Source organism: Streptosporangium sp. NPDC053982, assembly GCF_055585205.1.
The window spans coordinates 230086-252824 of sequence record NZ_JBVJKQ010000005.1 but is presented as its reverse complement, the minus strand read 5'-3'; the positions used below and the strand labels follow the sequence as shown (position 1 = coordinate 252824).

At 72.3% G+C, this 22739-nt stretch carries 27 protein-coding genes; 14 read left to right on the top strand and 13 right to left on the bottom strand.

What is annotated here, in order from left to right:
- Window positions 1-36: 36 nt before the first annotated feature.
- The 5 genes from ACZ6W9_RS10820 to ACZ6W9_RS10800 are packed head-to-tail and all read right to left on the bottom strand — an operon-like array spanning window position 37 to window position 5106.
- On the bottom strand, window positions 37-1326 hold the full coding sequence (locus ACZ6W9_RS10820; protein WP_362944443.1) for an MFS transporter: 1290 nt from the start codon (window positions 1324-1326) through the stop codon (window positions 37-39).
- A 15-nt stretch (window positions 1327-1341) separates the two neighbouring features.
- Window positions 1342-2157, bottom strand: a complete 816-nt coding sequence (locus ACZ6W9_RS10815) for an NAD-dependent epimerase/dehydratase family protein (RefSeq protein ID WP_389967861.1) — start codon at window positions 2155-2157, stop codon at window positions 1342-1344.
- Window positions 2154-3341, bottom strand: coding sequence for a M24 family metallopeptidase (locus ACZ6W9_RS10810; protein ID WP_389967863.1), 1188 nt, complete (start codon window positions 3339-3341; stop codon window positions 2154-2156). Before ACZ6W9_RS10810 ends, ACZ6W9_RS10815 begins: the two co-directional genes overlap by 4 nt.
- Before the next feature lie 26 nt (window positions 3342-3367).
- A complete protein-coding gene (locus tag ACZ6W9_RS10805) occupies window positions 3368-4447 on the bottom strand; it encodes a threonine aldolase family protein (RefSeq protein ID WP_389967865.1) in 1080 nt (359 codons plus the stop codon).
- Between the two features lie 11 nt (window positions 4448-4458).
- Window positions 4459-5106 carry a GntR family transcriptional regulator gene (locus tag ACZ6W9_RS10800; protein ID WP_362944506.1) on the bottom strand — a complete coding sequence of 216 codons (648 nt, stop codon included), beginning with the start codon at window positions 5104-5106 and terminating at the stop codon, window positions 4459-4461.
- A 117-nt stretch (window positions 5107-5223) separates the two neighbouring features.
- Here ACZ6W9_RS10800 and ACZ6W9_RS10795 point away from each other — a divergent pair, with 117 nt between their 5' ends.
- Window positions 5224-5436 carry a hypothetical protein gene (locus ACZ6W9_RS10795; protein WP_389967867.1) on the top strand — a complete coding sequence of 71 codons (213 nt, stop codon included), beginning with the start codon at window positions 5224-5226 and terminating at the stop codon, window positions 5434-5436.
- A 239-nt stretch (window positions 5437-5675) separates the two neighbouring features.
- Here ACZ6W9_RS10795 and ACZ6W9_RS10790 read toward each other — a convergent pair whose 3' ends face one another.
- Window positions 5676-6911, bottom strand: a complete 1236-nt coding sequence (locus ACZ6W9_RS10790) for an FAD-dependent monooxygenase (RefSeq protein WP_470117425.1) — start codon at window positions 6909-6911, stop codon at window positions 5676-5678.
- An 80-nt stretch (window positions 6912-6991) separates the two neighbouring features.
- On the opposite strand from ACZ6W9_RS10790, the gene ACZ6W9_RS10785 reads away from it, so the two are divergent.
- Entirely contained in the window at window positions 6992-7525 is a 534-nt protein-coding gene (locus ACZ6W9_RS10785; RefSeq protein WP_389967871.1) for a TetR/AcrR family transcriptional regulator, read from the top strand.
- 116 nt (window positions 7526-7641) lie between these two features.
- Here the strand turns inward: ACZ6W9_RS10785 and ACZ6W9_RS10780 are convergent, their stop codons facing one another.
- Window positions 7642-8616, bottom strand: a complete 975-nt coding sequence (locus ACZ6W9_RS10780; protein ID WP_470117422.1) for a helix-turn-helix transcriptional regulator — start codon at window positions 8614-8616, stop codon at window positions 7642-7644.
- Window positions 8617-8766: 150 nt separating this feature from the next.
- Here ACZ6W9_RS10780 and ACZ6W9_RS10775 point away from each other — a divergent pair, with 150 nt between their 5' ends.
- Entirely contained in the window at window positions 8767-9162 is a 396-nt protein-coding gene (locus ACZ6W9_RS10775) for a RidA family protein (protein WP_389967875.1), read from the top strand.
- A 378-nt stretch (window positions 9163-9540) separates the two neighbouring features.
- Here the strand turns inward: ACZ6W9_RS10775 and ACZ6W9_RS10770 are convergent, their stop codons facing one another.
- Window positions 9541-9759 carry a hypothetical protein gene (locus ACZ6W9_RS10770; RefSeq protein ID WP_470117421.1) on the bottom strand — a complete coding sequence of 73 codons (219 nt, stop codon included), beginning with the start codon at window positions 9757-9759 and terminating at the stop codon, window positions 9541-9543.
- A gap of 76 nt (window positions 9760-9835) precedes the next feature.
- On the opposite strand from ACZ6W9_RS10770, the gene ACZ6W9_RS10765 reads away from it, so the two are divergent.
- Window positions 9836-10594, top strand: coding sequence for a TetR/AcrR family transcriptional regulator (locus ACZ6W9_RS10765; protein ID WP_470117419.1), 759 nt, complete (start codon window positions 9836-9838; stop codon window positions 10592-10594).
- On the top strand, window positions 10591-12006 hold the full coding sequence (locus tag ACZ6W9_RS10760) for an MFS transporter (protein ID WP_389967881.1): 1416 nt from the start codon (window positions 10591-10593) through the stop codon (window positions 12004-12006). The genes ACZ6W9_RS10765 and ACZ6W9_RS10760 overlap by 4 nt, the downstream gene beginning before the upstream one ends.
- A gap of 70 nt (window positions 12007-12076) precedes the next feature.
- Here ACZ6W9_RS10760 and ACZ6W9_RS10755 read toward each other — a convergent pair whose 3' ends face one another.
- Entirely contained in the window at window positions 12077-12712 is a 636-nt protein-coding gene (locus ACZ6W9_RS10755; protein WP_389967883.1) for a TetR/AcrR family transcriptional regulator, read from the bottom strand.
- A gap of 88 nt (window positions 12713-12800) precedes the next feature.
- Here ACZ6W9_RS10755 and ACZ6W9_RS10750 point away from each other — a divergent pair, with 88 nt between their 5' ends.
- Both ACZ6W9_RS10750 and ACZ6W9_RS10745 read left to right on the top strand, forming a co-directional pair.
- Window positions 12801-13550, top strand: coding sequence for an FMN-dependent NADH-azoreductase (locus ACZ6W9_RS10750; RefSeq protein ID WP_470117416.1), 750 nt, complete (start codon window positions 12801-12803; stop codon window positions 13548-13550).
- 99 nt (window positions 13551-13649) lie between these two features.
- Entirely contained in the window at window positions 13650-13982 is a 333-nt protein-coding gene (locus ACZ6W9_RS10745; RefSeq protein ID WP_389967887.1) for a DMT family transporter, read from the top strand.
- 104 nt (window positions 13983-14086) lie between these two features.
- Here ACZ6W9_RS10745 and ACZ6W9_RS10740 read toward each other — a convergent pair whose 3' ends face one another.
- Complete coding sequence (locus tag ACZ6W9_RS10740) at window positions 14087-14884, bottom strand: NAD(P)H-binding protein (protein ID WP_470117414.1); 798 nt, start codon at window positions 14882-14884, stop codon at window positions 14087-14089.
- A 77-nt stretch (window positions 14885-14961) separates the two neighbouring features.
- Between ACZ6W9_RS10740 and ACZ6W9_RS10735 the strand changes: the two genes are divergently transcribed.
- Window positions 14962-15471 (top strand): TetR/AcrR family transcriptional regulator, encoded by a 510-nt coding sequence (locus tag ACZ6W9_RS10735; protein ID WP_389967891.1) that lies wholly within the window; start codon window positions 14962-14964, stop codon window positions 15469-15471.
- A 25-nt stretch (window positions 15472-15496) separates the two neighbouring features.
- On the opposite strand, the gene ACZ6W9_RS10730 is transcribed toward ACZ6W9_RS10735, so the two are convergent.
- On the bottom strand, window positions 15497-15907 hold the full coding sequence (locus tag ACZ6W9_RS10730; protein WP_470117412.1) for a YkvA family protein: 411 nt from the start codon (window positions 15905-15907) through the stop codon (window positions 15497-15499).
- Window positions 15908-16116: 209 nt separating this feature from the next.
- On the opposite strand from ACZ6W9_RS10730, the gene ACZ6W9_RS10725 reads away from it, so the two are divergent.
- Window positions 16117-16674, top strand: a complete 558-nt coding sequence (locus ACZ6W9_RS10725) for a hypothetical protein (RefSeq protein WP_389967895.1) — start codon at window positions 16117-16119, stop codon at window positions 16672-16674.
- Window positions 16675-16796: 122 nt separating this feature from the next.
- Here ACZ6W9_RS10725 and ACZ6W9_RS10720 read toward each other — a convergent pair whose 3' ends face one another.
- The gene (locus ACZ6W9_RS10720) at window positions 16797-17180 is read right to left on the bottom strand and encodes a YybH family protein (protein WP_389969124.1); all 384 of its coding nucleotides are present in this window, start codon (window positions 17178-17180) and stop codon (window positions 16797-16799) included.
- A gap of 136 nt (window positions 17181-17316) precedes the next feature.
- Here ACZ6W9_RS10720 and ACZ6W9_RS10715 point away from each other — a divergent pair, with 136 nt between their 5' ends.
- On the top strand, window positions 17317-18225 hold the full coding sequence (locus tag ACZ6W9_RS10715; protein WP_470117409.1) for an ArsR/SmtB family transcription factor: 909 nt from the start codon (window positions 17317-17319) through the stop codon (window positions 18223-18225).
- Window positions 18226-18556: 331 nt separating this feature from the next.
- Complete coding sequence (locus tag ACZ6W9_RS10710; protein ID WP_389969128.1) at window positions 18557-19096, top strand: DUF1062 domain-containing protein; 540 nt, start codon at window positions 18557-18559, stop codon at window positions 19094-19096.
- A gap of 137 nt (window positions 19097-19233) precedes the next feature.
- Here the strand turns inward: ACZ6W9_RS10710 and ACZ6W9_RS10705 are convergent, their stop codons facing one another.
- A complete protein-coding gene (locus tag ACZ6W9_RS10705) occupies window positions 19234-19374 on the bottom strand; it encodes a hypothetical protein (RefSeq protein ID WP_470117407.1) in 141 nt (46 codons plus the stop codon).
- A 161-nt stretch (window positions 19375-19535) separates the two neighbouring features.
- Between ACZ6W9_RS10705 and ACZ6W9_RS10700 the strand changes: the two genes are divergently transcribed.
- The 3 genes from ACZ6W9_RS10700 to ACZ6W9_RS10690 all read left to right on the top strand — a co-directional run bounded on the left by ACZ6W9_RS10700 (window position 19536) and on the right by ACZ6W9_RS10690 (window position 22738).
- On the top strand, window positions 19536-20186 hold the full coding sequence (locus ACZ6W9_RS10700) for a DUF998 domain-containing protein (protein ID WP_470117405.1): 651 nt from the start codon (window positions 19536-19538) through the stop codon (window positions 20184-20186).
- A 574-nt stretch (window positions 20187-20760) separates the two neighbouring features.
- Complete coding sequence (locus ACZ6W9_RS10695) at window positions 20761-20934, top strand: hypothetical protein (RefSeq protein WP_470117403.1); 174 nt, start codon at window positions 20761-20763, stop codon at window positions 20932-20934.
- Between the two features lie 4 nt (window positions 20935-20938).
- Window positions 20939-22738 carry a DEAD/DEAH box helicase gene (locus ACZ6W9_RS10690; protein WP_470117401.1) on the top strand — a complete coding sequence of 600 codons (1800 nt, stop codon included), beginning with the start codon at window positions 20939-20941 and terminating at the stop codon, window positions 22736-22738.
- Window position 22739: the final 1 nt, after the last annotated feature.

Here is a 22739-nt window from a genome sequence, read left to right as displayed (position 1 = left end):
ACCGGCCGGTGATCCGGATGTCATGGCAGGCCTTTCCTAGTCTTCGAGCCGGGCGAACCGGGTCTCACGGGTGGTGAGCGCGGTGACGAGGGTGATGACCGCCGCCACGACGCCGAACAGGGCGGGCGCGAGGCTGGAGCCCATCGCCTGTCGCAGCCAGGCGACCACGAAGCCGGCGGTGCCGCCGAAGATGGCCACCGCGAAGCCGTAGCTGACCGCCAGAGCCGTGTATCGGGTGCGCCTGGACATCAGCTCGGTGATGACGGTGGTGAAGGCGCCGGCGTAGACGGCGATCGCCACCGCCATGAGCATCAGGCCGGCGAGGATCAGGCCGGTGGAGCCCGAGGAGATGAGCAGGAAGCTCGGGTAGGTGACCACGACCATCAGCGCCGCGCCCGCAACGAGGACGGGCTTGCGGCCGACGCGGTCGGACAGACGGCCGAACAGGCCGATCATCCCGAGCTGGACGAGCAGCGAGAGGCTGTAGAGCGCCACCGCCGTGCCCTGCGACAGGTCGGAGACGGTGACGATGTAGGACTGCATGTTGACGTAGGTGTAGCTCATGATGGTGAACCCGACGACCAGGCCCATCCCGCGCAGGACGGCGCGGCCGTCGCTCCGCAGCGCCTCGATGAAGGGTGAGCGGGGGATGTCGTCCTGCTTCTTGGCCCCCTCCATGACCGGGGTGTCACCCAGGCGGCGGCGGATGTAGAGACCGGCGAACGCCGCGACGGCCCCGATCACGAACGGCACCCGCCATCCCCAGGTCTCCATCTGCGCTTGGGTGAGGGAGAAACTCAGCCCCGCCACGATGCCGGCGCCGACCAGGTTGCCGCCGATGAGCGCCATGTAGTGGATGGCGCCGTAGAAGCCCCGGCGGCCCTCCGGCGCGTGCTCGATGAGGAAGGAGGCGCCGCCCGCGAACTCGCCGCCGCCGGAGAAGCCTTGCCCGCAGCGGGCCACGACCAGCACCACGGGGCCGAGGATGCCGGCGGTCGCGTGGGTGGGGGCGACGGCCAGCAGGGCGGTGGAGACGCCCATCACGATGATGGTCAGCGCGAGCGCCTCCTTGCGCCCGATCCGGTCGCCGATGTGGCCGAAGGCCACGGCGCCGAGCGGGCGGAACAGGAAGCCGACGCCGAACACCGCCAGGGCGCTCAACAGCGAGACGCCAGGAGTGTCGGCGGGGAAGAAAGCGGCCGCGATCCAGGTCGCCAGCGCCGCGTAGACGGAGAAGTCGTACCACTCCAGCATGGTGCCGACCGCAGCCGCGGCGATCACCCGCGATTTACGCGTGGCAGTGGGTTGGGCGGGGGGTGTGAGCATGGTGCGATCCTTCGATCAGAGAGTGGAGTCGGCGCCCGGTCTGGCGGCCCAGCCTCCGTACTCGTAGTGCGTGTACTGACCCCCCTGGTAACGCTCGGCATATGGCTGCAGGAGGTGCGCGAAGCGCTCCGCGTCGTCCTGCGGCTCGTAGCCGAGCGCTCTCGCGGCCGCGTTCTGCGACCACCATGAGCGCGTGTTGCGTGAGACCCCGTAGATCACGATGTGGCCGAACCCGGCCGGCGCCGCCAGGCACGCCTCGTAGAGCCTGGCCGCGTCGGCGGGGCTGAACCAGGTGTGCAGGTGGCGCGGTTCGGACGGCCGCTCCTCGAAGGAACCGATGCGGACCGAGACGACGTCGAGGCCGAACCGGTCGGCGTACAGGCTCGCCAGCGCCTCCCCGAACGCCTTGGTCGCGCCGTACAGGCCGTCGGGGCGGACGGCTTCCGTCCCGTCGAGTGTCCGGTCCACGGGGTGGAAGCCGGTGACCCGGTTGGAGCTGGCGTTGATCACCCGTGGCACCCGCTCCAGCCGGCAGGCCTCGAACACGTTGCGGACGCCTTCGAGGTTAGGGCCCTTGAGTGCGGCGAAACCGGTCTCGTCGGCGACGCCGCCGAGGTGGATGACCGCGTCCATGCCGCGGACGGCCGCCCTGACCTGGTCGAGGTCGGTGAGGTCGGCCTGGAGGAACTCCTCGTGGGCCGCTGTCGCGCCGAGGGGACGGAGGTCCGAGAGGCGGAGGTGAGCGATCCGGCGGAGCGCGGTTTCGCGCAATGAGGTGCCGATGGTGCCCGCCGCTCCGGTGAGCAGGACACCGGACGGCAGGGCGCTCACGGCGTCCACGTGCTCGGGCCGGAGGTGAGGAACTCGGGGCCGTTGGCGGTGACGACCACCGTGTCCTCCAGTTGGAGTCCGCCGATGCCGACGGCGTAGAAGGGCACTTCGAGGTTGATGACCTCGCCCTCGATCAGGGTGTGGCGTTCGCCGCCCGGCCGGGGGCTCAGGATGGGGTGCTCGTACATCTCCAGGCCGATTCCGTGCCCGACGTGGTGACGCCGGAATTCGGGGAGCCCCGCCCGTCGGACGGCCTCGATGCCCGCCGCCGCCAGTTCCGAGACGACCACGCCCGGCCTGACCAGCTCGGCCAGGGTCTCCATGCCGGCTCGCGTCGCGTCCAGCGCCTTGACCAGTGCGCTCGGCACGTCGCCGACGAAGGAGTTGCGTCCGGTGTCGGCCCAGTAGCCGCGCGACCGTCCGCCGCAGTCGGACCTGATCGCCACCCCTTCACGCACCCTGACGTCGGGGTCGGGCGGGAAACAGCCGCCCGCGCGCTCGCCGATGTTGGTCTCGCAGTGCCCCGGCTCGATGCCGCGTTCCAGCGCCGCGTGCCGGAAGCGGCGGACCAGTTCCGGCTCGGAGTCGCCGACGCGCGCACTCTCCAGCATGGAGCGCATCGCGCCCTCGGTGGCGCGCGCCACCTCGCGCAGGCGCTCGATCTCGGTCGCGGTCTTGACCCGCCGTACGGCGCGCATCAGCGTGTTGCCGTCGACCTCGGAGACCGCTGAGAGGCTTTCGGCCAGCCGGGCCCGCGCTCCCGCGCTCATGGCCTGGCCGTCGATGCTCACTCGCCGGCCGGCCACGCCCAGGTCGCGCAGGGCTCGGGCGAGTGCGAGGGCGGCCGTGTCGTCGTGCGGTGGCTCCTGCCTGACGGCCATCAGCGCCCGGTCCACCGTCGAGAGCTCCTCGAAGGGGGCGGATGCCACGAAGAAGTCGCCGTAGGTGTACAGGTCGCAGTCGTCGGGCGGGCACATGGCGAGGTATTCGCCCGCGTTGCGGGGGGCGATCAGGGCGCGGTGCCCGTCGGCCCGCACCACGGCGAAGACGTCGTGCTCCCGGAAGACGTGCAGCGGCCAGTGTTCATAGCCGGTGAGGTAGATGACGTTCTCCACGCTGGAGGCCACCAGCGCGTCCACTCCCGCCTGCGCGAACAGCGCGGACAGGCGAGGCAGGTTCGCCACCGGATCCGGCCTCGGGGCCGTGTGCATCATCGTCGTTCTCCCATGACTTTCCTGGCCGCCGCGATCGCGGCGGCGATGTCGTCCGCCGTGATGTCGAGGTGGGTGACGGCCCTGACGCGGCGGCGTCCCTTGGCTCCGACGAGCACGCCATGCGCGGCGAGCCCGGCCTCGAAGGCGGGGGCGTCGTCGACCTCGAAGTAGACGATGTTCGTCTCCGCATGTGCCGGGTCGATGTCGATGCCGTCGATGCCGGCCAGCCCCTCGGCCAGTGCCTTGGCATTGGCGTGATCCACGGACAGCCGCTCGACATGGTGGTCGAGCGCGTACAGGGCCGCCGCGGCGAGCATGCCCGACTGGCGAAGCGCGCCGCCCCACATCTGCTTGTAGCGCCATGCCTGCTCGATCAGGCTCGTGCTGCCCACGAGCACTGCCCCCACCGGCGCGCCCAGACCTTTGGAGAAGTCGATCCAGGCGGTGTCGAAGAGGCTCGCGTAGCTCCGCGGCTCGACCCCGCCGGCGACCGAGGCGTTCAGCAGGCGCGCACCGTCCAGGTGGGTGGCGATCTCGCGTTCCCTCGCGATCTCGGTGACCTCCCGGATGGCGTCCAGCGGCCAGACGCGTCCGCCACCGGCGTTGGCGGTCTGCTCGACGGACACCAGCCGGGTGACCGGCGTGTACCGGTTGCCCGGCGGCCGGATCATGCTCGCCAGCCGGTCACCGGTGAAGACGCCACGTTCGCCCTGGATGGGAGTGAGCACCGCGCCCGAGAGCACGGCGGGACCGCCGGCCTCAGCGTTGATCAGGTGGGACGACGCCTCGGCCAGGACCTCGTCACCCGCATGACCCACGTGCAGCCGCACCGCGATCTCATTGCACATGGTGCCGGAGGGCAGGAAGACGGCCGCCTCATGGCCGAGCAGGTCGGCGACCCGTTCCTCCAGGGCCAGAGTCGTCGGGTCGGAGCGTGTCTGCTCGTCTCCGACGACCGCCTGCGCGATGGCCTGCCGCATGCCGCCGGTCGGCCTGGTCTGGGTGTCGGAGGAGAGGTTGACGGCATCGGGGTCGGTGCGGCGATCGGCCCGCAGGTCCTCCACGATCCTGTTCACCGAGCGAACCATCATGCCTCCTCCCCGCCGAGGCGAAGCCCCCGCAGATAGTTGCTGCTCGTAGCGCTGGCCGCTGCTGCCGAGTCACGGTCGAGAACGGCCTGGATGATCTCGGCATGCTCGTGGGCGGACTGTCCATCAGGTCCGCGGTTGCGGAAATACAGCGACATGACGCGGCTGGTGTGCATCTCCAGCGAGTCGATGCAGGAGGTGAGGAACCGGTTGTCCGCCCTGCTCACCAGCACCCGATGAAAGGCCATGTCCGCCAGGCGTGCCCGGACGATGTCCCCGTCCTCGATCGCCTGCAGCAGCTCGTCGTTGTGGCCGCGCATGGCGGCCACGTCGTCGTCGGTCGCGTGCGGCGCGGCGAGCTGAGCGGCCAGCGCCTGCAGCGTGCCGAGCGGCGCGATGATCGACACCAGGTCGTCCGGCTGGGCCTCGGCGACCTTGGGCCTGCGACGCGGCGCGGCGGTCACCATGCCTTCGCGCTCCAGCTGGATGAGCGCCTCTCGGACCGGAGTCCTGCTGATGGAGATCTCCTGGGCGATCGTGGCGTCGTCAAGGATTTCCCCGGGGCGGAGGCGCCCCTCCACGAGCCCGCTGCGGAGGTACGCATACGCCGCGTCCCGCGCTGACGTGACTGAGTGCTCCAGATGCATAGACAATATATTGTATGAAGTACATCAGAGCGTCAACGGTGGCCGGCATCCCATTCGCCGGTTGTTTTCCGCCGGCCTGGCGCCAGGCCGCTCACCGCCCCTGAGAAAGGCTCTGCCATGGACGACACAGAGTTCTCGGCCGACTTCGACGGCGTCTTCGCCCAGGCGTTCACACCCCGCTTCTACGAGATCGACGGTCAGGGCGTCATGTTCAACACCTGCGCCGACGTCGGCTTCGAGGCCGACCAGGAGCGCCGGCAGCGCGGGGCGGCCGGAACTGCCAGATGCGAATCGTGGGTGCGGACGAGCTCGATGGAGCGCCCAGGTTGACCGCGTACCCCTCGATCGCACGGGAATGATCGTCCTCGATGACGGTCAGCCAGGACCGGGCCGGTTTACCGGACGGGGCGATCTCCCACAGGTCAAACTGCGTGTGTGGTCTGCCCCGAGTCTCCGCAAAACCCGGCGCGGTTCAGGCGTCGGCGTTGTCGATCTGCTGGAGGCGGCCCGCGGCGACGACGTCGGTGCGCACGTCGGTGCGCACGTCGGCGTGACCCACGCGTTCCCCGCTACCGGCTCTGAACCCTTACGGGGCCCTCGGGCCGGTAGTCCTTGAGCGTGACGGTGTCGTGCAGCCGCACCCCCGAACGGTTGAGCTTCGCCAGCGCGCGGACCATCCCCTCGGGCAGTACGGTGACCAGCCGGGCCGCGGCGGCCAGGATCCGCAGCCGGGCGTGGCTGCCCGGGACGAGACCGCGGGCCGCGCCCAGGGCGAAGGCTCGGCTGCGCCGGACGTAGTCGCCGAGCTCGCGCTCGTAGGCGGGGAAGGCGCGCGTGTGGTCGCCGCCGGCCTCGGCCAGCTCCCCGGCCAGGACGTAGGCGCCGACGACGGCCAGGCTGGTGCCGCCGCCGACGGCGGGCCCCGGGCCGTAGCCGGCGTCTCCGGCGAGGGTGACGCGGCCGCGTGACCAGGTGTCCATACGCAGCTGGGTGATGGAGTCGAAGTAGAAGGCCGGGGTGCGGTCGAGCTCGTCCAGCATGCGCCCGACCTGCGGTGAGGCCCCGGCGAACGCCTGCCGCAGCAGGGCCTTCTGCCGCTCGGTGTCGCGGTGGCGGTAGTCCAGCGGCCGGTCGGTGCGGAAGAGGAAGACCGCCCGGGCGTCGTCCATGTGACGCGCTCCGTAGACGCCGGCCATCCGGCCGGGGCCGCTGTAGGTGACCATGCGGCCGTCCAGGCCCAGGTCGTTGGGCATCGACAGCACGGCCAGGTAGGCGCCGATCCAGTGGGTGAAGCGCGACTCCTCGCCGAAGGTCAGCCGCCGCACGTTGGAGTGCAGGCCGTCGGCGCCGATCACCAGGTCGAAGCGGCGGGGGGCGCCTGCGTCGAAGGTGACGTCCAGGCCGTGGTCGCGTTCGGCGATGGAGGCGATGGAGTCGCCGAAGACGTACTCGACGTCGTCGCGGGTGGCGTCGTGGAGGATCTCGGCGAGGTCGTCGCGCATGATCTCGGCGTGCCGGTCGGAGACGGAGCGCAGGAACCTGCCGATCCCGACCTCGACGGGTCGCGCGACCCCCTCCCGGTGGAAGGTGAGGTGCTCGGTGCCGGTGGCCTTCGCCTGGATGCGCTCCAGCACGCCCATCCGCTCGGCGATCTCCATGGCGGGGGTGAACAGGTCGACGGCGTGACCGCCGGTCTTGCGCGGGGCCGGCGCCCGCTCCACCACGGTGGGCGTGAAGCCGTGGCGGTGCAGCCAGTAGGCCAGGACGGGGCCGGCGACGCTGGCCCCGGAGATGAGGATGCGCACGGCAACTCCCTTACTTAACGATAGGTAAGTCGGCGGCGACGAACTTACCAGACGTTAAGCGGGGGCGCTATCCTCATCCGGTGGCCAGGAGCGATACCAAGACCCGGATCCAGCGGGTCGCCCGCGAGCTGTTCATCGCCCAGGGTGTGCAGCAGACCAGCCTGCAGGACATCGCCGACCGGCTGGGGATCACCAAGCCCGCGCTGTACTACCACTTCGCCTCACGCGAGGAGCTGGTCCGCAGCATCGTCGAGCCGATGATGCGGGAGGGCGAGGCGTTCATCGCCGAGCAGGAGGCGGCCGGCCCGGCCGACCCCGCCGAACTGCTGGCCGCCTACTTCGACCTGCACTACCGCCACCGCGAGGTGGTGACGCTCATGATCAGGGAACTGCCCGCCCTGGCCGACCTGGGGATGGTCGACATGATCTTCCAGTGGCGCGAGCGGCTGGCCGTACTGCTGGTCGGCCCCTCCCCCGCCCTGGAGCGGCAGATCGGCGCGACCGTGGCGCTCGGCGGGCTCGCCGACTGCGCCGTGCAGTTCGCCCACCTCGCCGCCGAGGAGGTCCGCCCGGCGGCCGTCGCCTCCGCCGTCGCGGCCCTCGGCACCGCCTGACGGCTCCCCCGCCCGGGGTCGCTCGAGGTCGTCCGAGGCCGCGCGGGTCCCGGCGCGCCGGCGGCCCGCGGGAGGCGGTGACCGTCAGGACGGCCGCGCGTGGCGAAAGGCGACCGTCAGGACGGCGTCCGGTAGCGGGCGGCGACCGCGGCGCCGCGGTCGCGCAGGGAGTCGCGCAGCCACCGCGGGGCCAGGGCCTCGGCGTCCGTGGCGAGCTGCCACAGCGCCCATTCGGCGTGTCTCGGGTCCTGGAAGGTCACCTCCATCCGCAGCCGGCCGTCCGGGCCCGCTTCCTCGGTGAGGATGGCCAGCGCGGTGCCCACCAGCTCCTCCCGCCGCGCCGGATCCACCCACGCCACCACGGTGACCTGGTCGCCGCCGGCCCGGAACCGCGTGCCGCGTTCCCGCCAGGCCCGCTCCAGATCGACCCGTTCCGGCCGCCGCGCGGGTTCGGCGAGCTCCTCGGCGGCCAGGATGCGCGACAGCCGGTAGGTGCGCTCCGCGCCGGACCTCGTGGCCAGCAGATACCCCCGGTCCCGTACGGTGACCAGCCCGATCGGGTCCACCGTGCGCCACCTCGGGGCCTGGTCCGCGGCCGCGTAGTGGATCCGCAGCCGGCGCCCGGCGAACACCGCGCGCAGCACCCCGGCCGCCACGGCGTCGGGCGCCTCCTCGGTGGCGATCCGGCGCGAGAGCAGGTCGGTCTCCGGGTCGATGAGCAGCCGCCCGGCCGCGGCGGCCGCGGTGTCCCGATAGCTCTCGGGCAGCGCGTCGACCACCTTGAGCATCGCCGAGGCGAGCGCCGAGCCGAGGCCGAACGCCTGCGCGCCGCGCCGCGATCCGGCGACCAGCAGGGCGAGGGCCTCGTCGGGGTTCAGGCCGGTGAGCTCGGTCCGGAAACCGGGCAGCAACGCGAACCCGCCGTGCCGGCCGCGCTCGGCGTAGACCGGGACGCCGGCCGCGGACAGCGCCTCGATATCGCGCAGCACGGTGCGGGTCGACACCTCCAGCTCACGGGCGAGCGTGGCCGCGGACAGCCGGCCGTGCCGCCGCAGCAGCAGAACCAGCGAGACCAGCCGGTCGGCGCGCATGCGAGAACCCTACCGAGATACACGACAAAGGATGTCGTGATTCGCCGGGAGGCTTGTCATCGCGACGTCGCAGCCGGCGGCCGCCGAGCCGCCGGCTGTCCCTGTCCTCAATGAGTCGTCCTCGATGAATCGAATGGAGCCGATGTGGTGATGGAGCGAACCGCGGTCAACCCGTGGGCGTGGTCGATGCAGCTGGGATACAACCAGGGTGAGATCGTCTCAGGACACACCCGGACCCTGTACTGCTCCGGGCAGGCCGCGATGGGCGGCGACGGCACACCCCGGCACGCCGACGACATGGCGGCGCAGCTGGCGCTGAGCCTCGACAACCTGGAGGCCGTGCTCGGCGAGGCCGGCATGTCCCTGGCGAACCTCGTCCGGCTCGACGTCCACACCACCGACGTCGACCGGCTCTTCGAGCACTACGGCGTGCTGGCGTCGCGGCTGGGCGCCGCCGGGGTGGCGCCGCCCACCACGATGCTCGGGGTGACCCGGCTGGCGCTCCCCGGCCTGATGGTGGAGCTCGAGGGGACCGCCGTGGCGTGAGACGGCCTCGCCACCTCCGGCGGGACCGCCGGAGGTGGCATGGGGAGATCATGAGGAGACACGGACGGCTGTGGGGAGTTCGGGGCCGGTGTCCCCACGCCCGGGTCCTCCCGTCCGCGGGATTCAGGCTGCCTGCCCCGTGGGCGAGCAGAAGTCCCGAGACCGCCGTGGAGGAGGAACCCGATACACGCGTCAGCAGTGGGGCGATGTCGGTGAACACCGTGGCGACGCCGGAGAATCCGACCGCGGTGGTGGCGATGGTCAGCAGGGCCGGGCGGCGGGTCACCACCCGGACCTCCTCCCGCAGCCGCGTGGCCGGGGCCGGCTGCCTGGGCAGGACGACTGCGAGCAGCACGACGCCTGCCAGTGCCGGTGCGGTCAGGACGGCGAACGGGGTGCGCCATCCGATGCTCTCCCCAACAGCGCTCCCAAAGGCACACCGAGCAGCGTCGCCACGGTGAAACCGGAGGCGACCGTGGAGACCGCCGTGCCGGTCCTGTCCGGCGGCACCACGCCGGTCGCCGTCACCAGCGCCGGGACGAGGAAGGCGGAGCGTCCTCCCATCGACGTGATCTTGCCGACCGATCGGCCGATCACCACGGCTACCGCAGGACCTCCAGCAGGATCCACCCTTTGGTAGACAGTGTCTACCAAAGGGTGGTAGACACTGTCTATGGAATCTGGGGGCTCCCTGCGGGAGCGGCTGGTCGACGCCGGCGTGGAACTCGTGACGGCCGGAGGCGACGCCTCGGTGGGGCTGCGGGAGATCGCCCGCCGGGCCGGGGTGTCGCACGGCGCGCCACGCCGCTACTTCCCCACCCACCACGCGCTGCTGTCGGCGATCGCCCATCGCGGGTTCGCCGACCTCGCCGCCCGCTTCACCGCCGCGGGCGAGGGGGCGGCCACGTCGCGCGAACGGCTGCGGGCGATCGGGGTGGCCTACGTCGCCTACGCCGTCGAGAACCGCGGCATGTTCGAGCTGATGTTCCGCCACGACCTGCTCGACAGCGACGACCCGGCCGCCCGCCCGGCCGACGGCCCGGCGGGCGACGGGGCCGGCGAGGACCACCCGGGCGACCGTACGGATGACCGCACGCCCGGCCACGAGACCGGCGAGGCGGGCGGCCCCACCCCGGAGCGGCCCCGGCTGCGGGAGACGACGCGGCCCCTGTTCCGCGACCTCGCCCGGCTCGTCGCCCGGCACCGGGCGGAACAGCAGGGGGCCGCGGCCGGCTCCGCGACCCCGGGGGACGCCGGGGAGCCGCCGGAGGTGACGGCCGCCGCCCTGTGGGCGAACCTGCACGGCCTCGCCCAGCTGTGGAGCTGGGGAAGCCTGCCGCTGATGCTCGGCACCGTGCCCGCCGACATCGGCCGTCTCGACCGGCTCGTCGAGGCGGCCCTGACCGCCCACCTCGGACCGGCACGCCGGTGAGCGGAGCCGTACGACGCCGCCTGGCGCTGACGGCGAGCGTGGCCGGCGCGGCGATCGTCGCGCTGGACGGCACCGTGCTGCTGGCCGCGCAGCCCAGCCTGCGGCGCGAGCTGGGCGCCGGCCTGGCACAGGTTCAGTGGGCCGGCACCGCCTACCTGGTCGCGGTGGCCGCGCTGCTGGTCCTCGCCGGACGCCTCGGAGACCGCCACGGGCACGTCCGGTTGCTGGTCACCGGCACGCTCGGTTTCGGGGCGGCCTCCGCCGCCATCGCCTTCGCACCCACCGTCGGCTGGCTGATCGGCCTGCGCGCCGTCCAGGGCGTGTTCGCCGCGCTGCTGCAGCCGGCGACGCTCGCGTTGCTGCGCCTGGCCTACCCCGGCGACCGGCTCGCCCGCCCGGTCGCCGTCCGCACCGCCGCCATCGGCGTCGCCGCCGCGGCGGGCCCGGTCCTCGGCGGATTCCTCGTCGCGCACCTGGGCTGGCGCTCGGTGTTCGCCCTCAACGTCCCCCTCGCGCTCGCCACCGCGGCGCTCGCCCTGTCCGTGCGCACACCGCCCGCGCCGTCCGCGCCGCGGTCGGCGGCGGGAAGGCTGGACGTCGGCGGCGCGGCCCTGATCGCACTCGCCCTGGCCGCGCTGACCGGCACGCTGTCACAGGCGCCGGACCGCGGCTGGGTCACCGCGCCGACACTGCTCGGGCTTCTCACGGCCGCGGCCGCCGCGGCCGCGTTCGCCGCGCACGAACGCCGGGCCGGCCACCCGATCGTGCCCGGCGCCGTGATCCGGTCGACGCCGGTGACCGCATCGATGGCGATGCTGCTGGTCACCGCGGCCGGCATGTTCGGCGCGCTGTTCTCGGCCACGTTCCGGCTTCAGGATCTGCTCGGGCTCGACGCGCTGACCGGCGGCCTGCGAGCCCTGCCGCTGACCGCGTTCATGGTCGCCGGCGCCCCCGCCGCCGGTGCCGCGCTCGGCCGGTACGGGGCGCGCCGCACCGCCGTCACCGGCGTGCTCCTGGCGGCGTCGGGCATCGCGGCGCTGTCCTTCCCGCTCGACGGGTGGACGGCCGGCGTGGGCTTCGCCGTCCTCGGTGCGGGCTTCTCCGCCGTGATGGTCACCGCCACCGGCACCGTCGTCGGTGACGCACCCGCCGGGTACGCCGGGGTCGTCGGCGGTCTCAAGCAGACCGCCGTCAACATCGGCACCGCCCTCGGTATCGCCGTGGCCGCGGGCCTCATGCCCGCCGCCGCGGCCGCGACGCCCGCGGCGGCCCCCGGCCAGGCCGTGGACTCCGGCATGTTCTGGCTGGCGGCGCTCACCGCCCTCGCGGTCCTCCCCGCGGCCCTCATGCCCGCCTCACGGCCGTCGACCCGGGAGACGAAGCACGGTGACCGTACGGCCTCCGCCCGGTGATCGTGTTCATCGCGACGCCGCGCGTCGCGGCTCGGAGGCTCTTGCCCCGGCGCCTTTCCTCCGGAGCCGATCAGGACGGCGCCAGGACCGCGCGGGCGATCCTGGACAGGGCGGCCGCGACCTCCTCGCGCGGTACGCCGTTGCGTCGCTGCACGTCGTAGACCTCCGGTGCCAGCGGGGCCAGGAGCGCGTCGGCGAGCGCTCCCGGCCCGGGCACCCCGGCCGCCACGACCAGGGACCGTACGTGCGCGCGCCAGAAGCCGTAGGCGCCGGCGGTGAAGCGTGAGGAACCGGTCTCGGCGCCGAGCACCAGATGCCCGTGGCGCTCCAGCAGCTCCGTCATCGCGGCGTAGAACGCGGCCAGCCGCTCGGCCGGCGGCGCGCCCGGCCCGAGCGGCGGATCACCGCGCAGCAGCTTTTCCTGCAGTTCGCGCTCGTGCTCGTCGAGCAGGGCCAGCGCGATCGACGCCGGGTCGGGGTAGCGGCGGTAGAGCGTGCCCCGCCCCACCCCGGCGACCCGGGCGATCTCCTCCATGGTCACCGGGCGGCGCTCGGCGAACAGCCGCTCGGCGGCGGCGAGCACCTTCTCCCGGTTTCGCGCGGCGTCGGCGCGCTCACGCGGACGCGCGGACGCGCCGGCCAGCAGGTCGGCCTGTTCGCGCGGTCGCGCGGCGATGTCGTTCGGCAGATCGGTCCGTGGCGTCACGTCTCCGATTCTAGCCAAGTGGACATGATGTCCGCTTATGCTACAGTCCAAGCAAATGGACGCTCTGTCCACTTGAGAGGAATCCGCGATGCCCCGACTGCTTCACCTGGACGCCAGCGCCCGCCGCGCGTCCTTCTCCCGCGCGCTGAGCGCCGCCTTCGCCGAGGAATGGCGGGCCGCGGGCGGCGAGGTCACCTACCGGGACCTGGCCGCCGACCCCGTACCGCCGATCGGCCAGGCATGGACCGAACTGTGCGACCACGTCCTGCGCCACGCCGTCACCGACATCGGCCGTTACGGAGAAGCGGTCCGCACCCCCGAACAGGCCGCCGCCTGGGCCGTCGTGCGGCCGCTGCTGGATGAGGTGGTCGCCGCCGACGTCGTGCTGATCGGCACCCCGATGTACAACTTCTCGATTCCCGCCGCGCTCAAGGCGTGGATCGACCAGATCACCTTTCCGCGCATGTCCCTGGCCGGGCGGCGCTTCGTCGTGGCCTGCGCACGCGGCGGAGCCTACGGACCCGGCGCGCCCCGTGAGCCGTACGACCACCAGGAGCGCTACCTGCGCGACTTCTTCACCGGGCACTTCGGCGTCGACGACGCGGTGTTCGTCAGCACCGAACTGACCAACTCGCTGGTCGATCCGGCGCTGGAACATCTACGTGAAGAGCACGCCTCCTCCCGCGACACAGCCGAGGCCGCCATCCGCCCCCTGGCCCGCCAACTGGCCCGCGAGGGAGCACCGCTGACCGGACCCGCTCGGGGGCGCCGGCGTCTGGACCCGCTCGGGGGCGCCGGTGTCTGGACTGAGGAAAGAGCGAGCGCAGCGAGTGAGTGACGAGGGAAGACAGCGGTTACCAGCCCCCGAGCCGCGACACGCAGCGTCGCCATCAACACAACCCCGAGCCGCGACACGCAGCGTCGCCATCAACACAACATGAACACAAGCTGGTTCCTGCTGGTGGCGGCCGGACTGGTGGAGATCGCCTGGTCGCAGAGCATCAAGCCGACCGAGAACTTCACCCGGCCGCTGCCCACGCTACTGTGCCTGGCGCTGGCCGCCGTCGCGGTGTACCTGTTGTCGCGGGCGATGGAGACCCTGCCCGTCGGCACCGCCTACGCCGTCTTCACCGGCATCGGCGCGGCCGGCGCGATCGTCCTCGGCGTCGTGGTCCACCGCGACCCCGTCACGGCCGGTCGCCTGGCCGCGCTGTCCCTGATCATCGGCGGTGTCGTCCTCGCCCGCCTCACCTCCCCCGACGCCGGTTGAGGCCCGGTACGGCCCTCGGCCGAGTCGTGCTCCGAGCCCGGGTCCGGCCGGATCCCCGGTCCCGGAGACCGGGGATCCTCCGCCGTGCCGCCGCTCCATCCGACCTATCCGAGGAACTCCCGTAGCGAGCGGGGCCGGCGGCCCAGGATGTCGGCCACGGTCGTGGTCGTGCTCGCCCAGCGCCCGTCTCCGATCTGCGCCATGAGCCGGGCCAGGTCATGGGCGGCCTGGGCGGGCATGCCGCGCTTCTCCAGGTGAACGGCGGCTTCCTCGACCGGCAGGTCCACGTAACGCACGGTCCGGCCGAGCGAACGGGTCAGTTCGGCGGCGATCTCGTCATGCGTCGGCGCCGTCGGCCCGGTGAGTTCGTGGACGGCGTCGGCTTCGACGGGGCGGGTGAGCAGCGCGGCCGCGACCGCCGCGATGTCACGCGCGTCGATGTAGCCGACGCGGCCTCTGCCGTACGAGCCGAGGATCCGCCCCTCCTCGTCGACGTCGCCCGCGAGGTTCTGCATGAAGCCGACGGGCGCCAGGATCGACCACGGCAGTCCTGAGGCTCTGAGGTGCTCGTCGACCTGCCCGTGCATGCCGAACCCGAGCAGGCTGCTCGATGTCACACCGCGCACGGAGACGGTCATCACCTGCGCCACCCCGGCGGCCGCGGCGCGATCGATGACCGCCTTGTGCGCCTGTACGAAACCGGGCCACAGCGCGCTGTTGAGAAAGAGCCTGTCACCCGGCGCGAGTGGGATGCTCTCCGGTCGCTCCAGGTCGCCGACCACGTAGTCGCATCCCAGTTCCTCACCCTGTTCCGCGCGCCGTACCACGGCTCGGGCCGCACCGCCGAGTTCCTCGACCAGTGCGCGCCCGATCGTGCCCGTCGCGCCCGTCACCACGATCATCGTAACCCCCTAAGCGGAATGTCACCTTCCGCCTTTATAATAAGCGGAAGATGGTCTTCCGGTTAAGGGGGAGTTCAATGCGCGCCGATGCCCGCCGCAATCGGGACAGGATCCTGGAGGCGGCACGCGACGCGGTGGCCGAGCGCGGCGCGGACGCGCCGATGGAACTGATCGCCCGCCGGGCCGGCGTCGGCGTCGGCACGCTCTACCGCCGCTTTCCCGACCGCGATGTGCTACTGGCCGCCCTGGCCGAGCAGTACGTCCACGAGCTCCTGGACGCCCTGGACCGTGCCGTGACGGCCGAGCCCGACGCGTGGGCGGCTGTTCGCGCCTTCGTCACTCACAGCGTGGACAAGGGTCGCGGCGCCATCGCGGCCGCGCTGGCCGGGACCTCCGCGCCCGAGGCGAGGCAGGCACTGGTGCGGCGGCTCGACGAGTTGGTACGGCAGGCGCAGGCGGACGGGGCGATGCGTCCGGACGCCGGCGTCGTCGATCTCATGGACCTGCTCGGCGCGTTCGCCTGCCATCCGGGGGTGATTCCGGAGCGTTTCCTCCCCCTCGTCCTCGACGGTCTCGGCCGGCGTTGACCTCACCGCCCTCCCGAGAGCCCCCCTACGTCATCCCCGTCAGCCGGCACAGTACGGCGAAGCCGTCCTCGGTGCCGGGCCAGTGGCGGCGCACCGCGGCCAGCCCCGCGCGGCGCACCACCGAACGCAGCGTCGCGGTGACGACGACGGCGTCGTCGGCGTACCCCAGGACCGGGATGAAGTCCGGCACCAGGTCCAGAGGGAAGGCCAGGTAGGCCAGGAGGAGGGCGAGCCTGATCCGCACGCCGCGGGGCAGGTCCGGGTCGGCGGCCAGCCGGTGCACCAGGCGCAGTACGTCCGGCAGCAGTCGCAGCGCCTCGCGCAGCAGATCGCCGCGCGGCCGTACCACGACCAGCACCGCCACAAGCGCCGCCCATGTCAGCACCAGCGCGGCGGCGACGCCCAGCAGCAGGTCCCATCCCCACGAGCCGATCATGACGCTCCTTCGCAGGCCGGGCCACGGCGTCTCTTCCCGGGTCCGGTGCCGTCCGGTGAGGCGAACGTACCATCGGGCGCCGCCTGCCCGGCCGGCGTGTCCCGCTCGGGAACCGCCCGCATCGCCGGATCCGGCGATGAACTTTCGCCGCCGTTCGTCAGTCGAAGAGACAGGACACGCGATCACGAAGAGAACAGGATGGACGAAAGATGAGACTTTCGACTGACCGATGGGTGGCACGTCCGGCGATGGCGGTCGCCCTCGCCGCCGGTGTGGCGCTGACCGGCGCGGCGGCCGCGAACGCTTCCGCCGGCTCTCCCGCGCACCCGGCTCGCCCGGCCCATGCGGTCCGCCCCGGAGTGCTGGGACCGTACGGCTACGGCGGGGTGAAGCTGGGGATGAGCGCCAGGCAGGCCGAGGCCACCGGGAAGATCGTCCGGAAGACCCGTGCCGGCCGGCTCTCCCCGTGCTCCGGATGGGACCTCAAGGCCCATCCGACGGGCCGCGACAGCGTGGGCCTGTACATCTCCAAGCGGAAGGGGGTGGCGTTGGTCGTCGCCCCGAAGGGGGTCAGGACCCCGCAGGGGATCGGGATCGGCTCCACCCATCGGCAGCTGCGCAAGGCATACCCCGGGCTGCGGGAGGAGGGCAACTACCCCGTCGCCGCCGTCCCCGGCAACCGGAGGGCCACCTACTACTTCCTGCTGAACCACGGGAAGATCTACCAGGTGGCGCTGGCCCTCAACGACCAGGACTGCACCAACTAGGTGTTCCGCGGCGTCGGCGACGTCCGCCGCCGATGCCGCGGTGCGGCGCCGGGTACGGCCGGGCCCGCGCGGGCCGGGTGCCGATGGGCGCGGGTCGTTCAAGGACCTGATAGCCGGTGTGTTCAGCCCGCTGTCGCACCGGCGGGGTTCGCGTCGCCGGCGGGATACGTCCCGTACCCTTCGGTCACCAGCGGACCGTCGAAGATCAGTACCTCGCTGACCAGGGCGCCCTTCTGGTTGCGGTAGTTGATGACCAGGCAGTCGACGCCGATGTAGGAGCCGACGACCTCGAAGCGCAGGTCGGGGATGCGCCGCAGCCCTTCCGCCCAGTAGGCGCGCAGCGCCGCCTTGCCCCGGATGACCCCGTCGCCGCCGAGGAGCTGCGCCGCGACCGGCGAACGGAACGTCACGTCCTCCGCGAAATGAGCCAGCAACGCGTCCAGGTCATGGGCGTTCCACGCCGCCGCCCAGCCGTCCACGAACTTCCGCACCGCGACATGATCCATACGCGTGATTATGTCCGGTCCCGTCGGGCGCGGTGACGCCGGCCTGGGACCCGCGTCCACGGAAGGGGCCTGTCCCTCCCGGGAAGCGGAGCCGCATCACCCGGGCCCGGCGCGACCTGGGGTAGCGTACGGGGCGATGACCAGCTTCGTGCTCGGCGTCGAGGATCTCGCCGACACCCGGTTCGCGCTCTCGCCCCTGCACGAGACCGTGGTCAGCCTGCGGGTGCTGCGCGATCCGCGGCTGCCGCAGCCGCATCCGGCCTGGCGCGCCTCCGTCCTCCCCCGGCCCGCCGGCTTCGCCCCGGCCTTCGAGGAGGAACTGGCCACGGTCGGCCGGACCACACCCGCACTGGTCCGGCGTGACCTGCGGGCCGCCCACGCCCCGGGGCGGCTCCCGGAGGCCCTGCGCGCCGCCGTCGCCGGCGACGGCTCCGCCGCCGCCTTCCGTGACGCCGCCTGCGAGGCCCTGCGGCGCTACTGGGATGTCGCGATCAGGCCGATGTGGCCCCGGATACGGCTGCTACTGGAGGCCGACATGACCTACCGCGCGCGGCGGCTGGCCGTGGGCGGCGCCCGCCTGCTGTTCGCCGACATGCACCCCGACCTGCGATGGCGCGACGGCGTGCTGCACATCGACAGGATCGTCGGCCGGCACCGCGTCGAGGCCTCCGGCCGGGGGCTGCTGCTGGTGCCGTCGGTGTTCGCCCACCGGCCCACTCCCCCGCTCCGGCCGGAGGAGCCGCCGCTGCTGATCTACCCGAGCCGCGGGACGGCGACGCTGTGGAGCCCGGCGCCGGCCGCCGGTTCGGCGGCGCTCGTGTCCCTCATCGGCGCGCCCCGGGCCAGGCTGCTCACCCTCCTGGCCGAGCCGCTGCCCACGGCCGAGCTCGCCCGCCGCCTCGGGGTGACCCCGAGCGCGGTCTCCCAGCACCTGCGCGTGCTGTACGGCACGGGCCTGGTCACCCGGGCCCGCGACGGGCGGCGGGTGCTGTACCGGCGCAGCCGGCTCGGCGACCGGCTGGCCGGCCCGCACCCGGAGCCCTGACCGGCCCGGTCCGCCCCGTGGCGATCGTGCGCGCGATCGCCGGGCTCCGGGACCCCTCGCCGGAAAACCGCTTGAACCTTCCCCCGTGTCCTCCGTAGGGTGCTCGCGGCCCCGCCACAGTGAAGACAGTCCCGCCACGGTGAAGACAGAGGACAAAACCGCGTGACCCCGCCTGCTTTCTGACCTGACACCTTCTTCCGCTCACCTGTAGCCGACGCTGCCGTCGGTTCCGCCGGGCTGCCCGCGTGCGCCCGGTCATACGGCGTTTGAGGCCGCGCGCAATCGGCCTCGTGTCAGGTCTAGAGAGATCATGTCTTCACAACCTCATATCGTGCTGCCCTGGGTCGTTCGCCGGACCAGGCTGCCTCTGCTGTCGTTGCGGTGCGTGGACTGCCGCTCGGAGTCGGCCACCACGGGCGAGGGCAGGTTCCGCGTCAACGCCAACGGCAAACTGCTGGACGTGTGGCTGCTGGTCCGCTGCACGTCCTGCGGCCGGACGAGCAAACTCACCGTGCACGAGCGGGCGCCGGTCAGATCCTTCGATCCGGCCGAGCTCGACGGCTACCACGCCAACGATCCGGAACTGGTGGCGTCCACACTGCTGGATCCGCTGCTCGCCCGGCGCAACCGCTTCGCTCTGGACTGGAGGGGCGCCTGGCGGCTGGACACCCCTCCGCCACGCCTCGACGAGGCGTGGCCGGTCCGGGTGGAGGTCGTCTTCGAGGATCCGGTGCCGGTGCGCGTGGATCGGCTCATCGCGCGAGGGCTCGGCCTCAGCAGGAACGAGGTGCTGCGCCGGGTCAAGTGCGACATTCCACTGTGCCGTTCGACGAGCACCGGGTTCGCCTTCACCGTGATGGCCGGGGACTGACCGGAACGCGGCCGCCGCACGCGATCGGTCCGGGCACGGGTCCCGGCGGGATCGGCGCCATCCGGGACCGCCCCGGCGGACCGCGTCCCGTCCTGGAACCGGTGCGATGATCACCACACGCTGAGCCCGCCTTCGGGTCATGCCCGATGGCGGGCTCCGGGCATCCACTCGTACCGCACGGTTCCCTCGGCGCCGCCGGTGACCGCCCAGGTGCCGGTCAGGCGGTCCAGGGCCTTCAGATCGGCGCTCGGCAGGCAGGTCTCCGTCGTCTCGGACATCTCATTCTCCTTGTGGTCTCGGTGACTGTTCGCCGGTACCTCGGAGCCCGCCCGCGTGCTTCGACACGAGCCGGATGTGTTTCAGATCACATCGTGGCCGTGTCGAGAGCCAGGGGCCGGATCCGAGGTGGCGGCAGGAACCCACCCTCAAGGAGGAAGTCATGACCACCACCGCAGCCGGCCCCCTGTCCACCGCCGGCGTCCGCCGCCCGGCGGCCCACCTGCTGCTCGCCGGAGCCCTGGCCGGGCCGGTGTTCTTCGCCTCGGCGATCGTGCAGATGCTCACCCGCGAAGGCTTCGACATCACCCGCCACCCGATCAGCCAGCTCTCCGCCGGTGATCTCGGCTGGATCCAGATCGCCACGTTCGTGCTCGCCGGCCTGGGCGGCCTGGCGCTGGCCGGCGGTGTCAGGCGTACCGTCACCGAGGGGGCCGGCCGGCGGGCGCTGCCCATCCTCGTCGGGATCTTCGGGGCCGGGATGATCGCAGCCGGCCTGTTCACCATGGACCCGGAGAACGGCTTCCCCGCCGGAACCCCCGACGGGCCGGCGGCGCAGATGTCCTGGCACGCCGTCGCGCACTCGGCCGCGGCCACTGTCTCCTTCACCGCGCTGGCCGTCGCCGCCGTCGTGCTGGCCGTCCGGTGCGCTCGTCGCCGGGCCGTATACACGGCCATCGGCAACGGCGCCGCCGGGCTCGTCCTGCTGCTGCCCATGTCGCCGGAGCACATGAGCGTCCAAATCGCCGTCAACGGCCTGGTCGCCTTCACCTGGACGACCGTCCTCGCCCTGTCCCTGCGCCGTTCCGCCTGACCCCGCACACGCTTTCCCGAATGTCCGATGCGTGACTTCCGCTCTCGCTTCGTCAACGGCCATTAAGGTTAACCCCCGCCCTTCCGATGATGCTCCGATTTTCCGTTCCACCGACCCGGCTGAATTCCGATGACACCATTCGAAGAATACGCCGGGAAGAATGTCCGGCCCGCCGGACCGGCAGGACGGGAAAAGCCGTCCGCACGGGGCGCGCTCCGCCGTTCCCAGAGGCTTCAGGGCGAGCTCCGGGAGCGGCCGCCCGACGGTGGCGCTCGCCATCGGCCCGTCGCCGGCGCGGGGCGGGGCAGAAGGCGGGACACGGGGCAGGGCACGGAATCCGCGCCGGGTCGAACAACGGGATCAGAGATTGACGGGACGCTTGGCGGTATGCCCTCGGAAGCGCGCCGAACCGCCGGTCCGTTCACATCTTCAAGAATTGACAGAACCTTTGGGGTTGTGCCCTTGGGGGCGCCGGGGAATCGCCGGCCGTCACCGGTCGTTCAGGAATTGACATAAGCCCGACGGTTGCCTATGGTCCGCTTGTCGCTTTTCCGGACCGCATCCGAAGGTGTTGATGACTGAATCCATGTCGCCGGAGTCCGGGCAGCAGTCGGTGCTCGCCATTCTCCCGGCGTGTTCGCTGCCGGCCCGGCTGGACGACACCGTCCTGGGCACCACCCTGGGAACCCCCCGGGCCGGCGCGGAGGATCCGACCGTCCGCGAGGGCGCCGGCGCGGGTGCCCGCTGACGCCATGGGAACCAGGAAGGAACTCCCCGGGACGCGGCCGGTCGGTCAGGCCACGTACCTGCCCGACCGGCACATGTTCGCCCTGTGGACCTGGGCCGACGGCACCGTGGGGGCGCCCCCGCCGGTCGGTGACGTCCAGACCGTCCCCCTGGTCGTCCCGACGCCGGACCTCGGCGGGCTCAAGGTGTCCGACGTCGACTGCGTGCTGATCGAGCCGGACCGGCTCGCGGCCGTGCCCCTCGACTCGCCCGGCCGGTCGGTGGACGTCTGGCGGTCGTGGAGCGCGGGCGGCGAACCGGCCCTGCCGATCGCCGCGCACGCGGTCCCCGACGCCACGGGGGTCGCCGTCACGACGGCGGAACACGCGAGCGGCGTCTTCCGCCGCACCACCGCGGTGGGGGCCGAGATGCGCACGGCGCTCACCGCCGAGCTGCGCCCGTATCAGGTGCGCGGGGTGAGCTGGCTGCGCGAGACCGTCGACACGCACGGCGGCGCGGTGCTGGCCGACGAGATGGGACTCGGCAAGACCCTGCAGACCATCGGCTGTGTCGCCGGACGCGCCGGGAAGGGGCCGCAGCTGGTGGTCTGTCCCACGTCGTTGGTGGGGAACTGGGCACACGAGATCGCACGGTTCGCGCCCGGCCTGCGGACCGTGATCTGGCGCGGCGGGCCGCTGTCCCCGGTGAACGGCGGCACGGTGGTGCTCACCGGCTATCCCACGCTGCGCACGCACGGCCCGGCCCTGGCGGGGATCCGGTGGAGCACCGCGGTCTTCGACGAGGCGCAGGCCCTGAAGAACCCCCGTACGCAGGTGTCGAAGGCCGCGCGCACCATCGCGGCCGACGCGCGGATCGCCCTGACCGGGACGCCCGTCGAGAATCACCTCGACGAGCTGTGGACCCTGCTCGATCTGGTCGCACCGCACCTGTTCGGGAACCGGACGCGGTTCCGCCGTCGTTTCGTGCGGCAGATCGCGGCCGGCTCCCCGGCCGCTTCCGCCCGGCTGCGCGGGGCCATCGAACCGGTCGTGCTGATGCGGAAGAAGGCGCAGGTCGCGGCGTCGCTCCCGCCCAAGATCCACGCCGATCTCATCTGCGACCTCACCGAGGAGCAGGAGAGGCTGTACGACCGGCTGCTGGAGCAGGTCATCGACGACGGCTTCGGCAGTGGAGCCCGGCGGCAGACCAGGGTCCTCGCCGTCCTGACCTCGCTCAAGCAGGTCTGCAACCATCCGGGCCTGATCACGGACGACCTCGGTGAGCTGCCGGGCAGGTCGGGAAAGCTCGACCTGTGCACCGACATCGTGGCCGGCAACCTGGAGAACGACGCTCCGACCCTCGTCTTCACCCAGTACCGGCGGACCGGTGAGCTGCTGGTCCGGCACTTCGCCGAACGGTTCGGGGTGAGTACGCCGTTCTTCCACGGCGGCCTGAACCAGGAGCAGCGGGCCGGCATCGTCCGCCGGTTCCAGTCCGGCGACGGCCCGAAGGTCCTCGTCCTCAGCCTGAAGGCCGGGGGCACCGGGCTCACACTCACGCGCGCGGCCGACGTCATCCACTTCGACCGGTGGTGGAACCCGGCCGTGGAGGCCCAGGCGTCCGACCGGGTCCACCGGATCGGTCAGACCCGCACGGTCACCGTCACCACCCTGACCACCGGAACCACCGTCGAGGAGCACATCGCGGCCATGCACGACCGCAAGTCCGCACTGTCGGACGTCACCGACATGTCAAGCGTCGCCGAGCTGACCCGCCTGGACGACGACCATCTCATCGAGGTCCTGCGCCGGAAGCGGGTCAACTGAC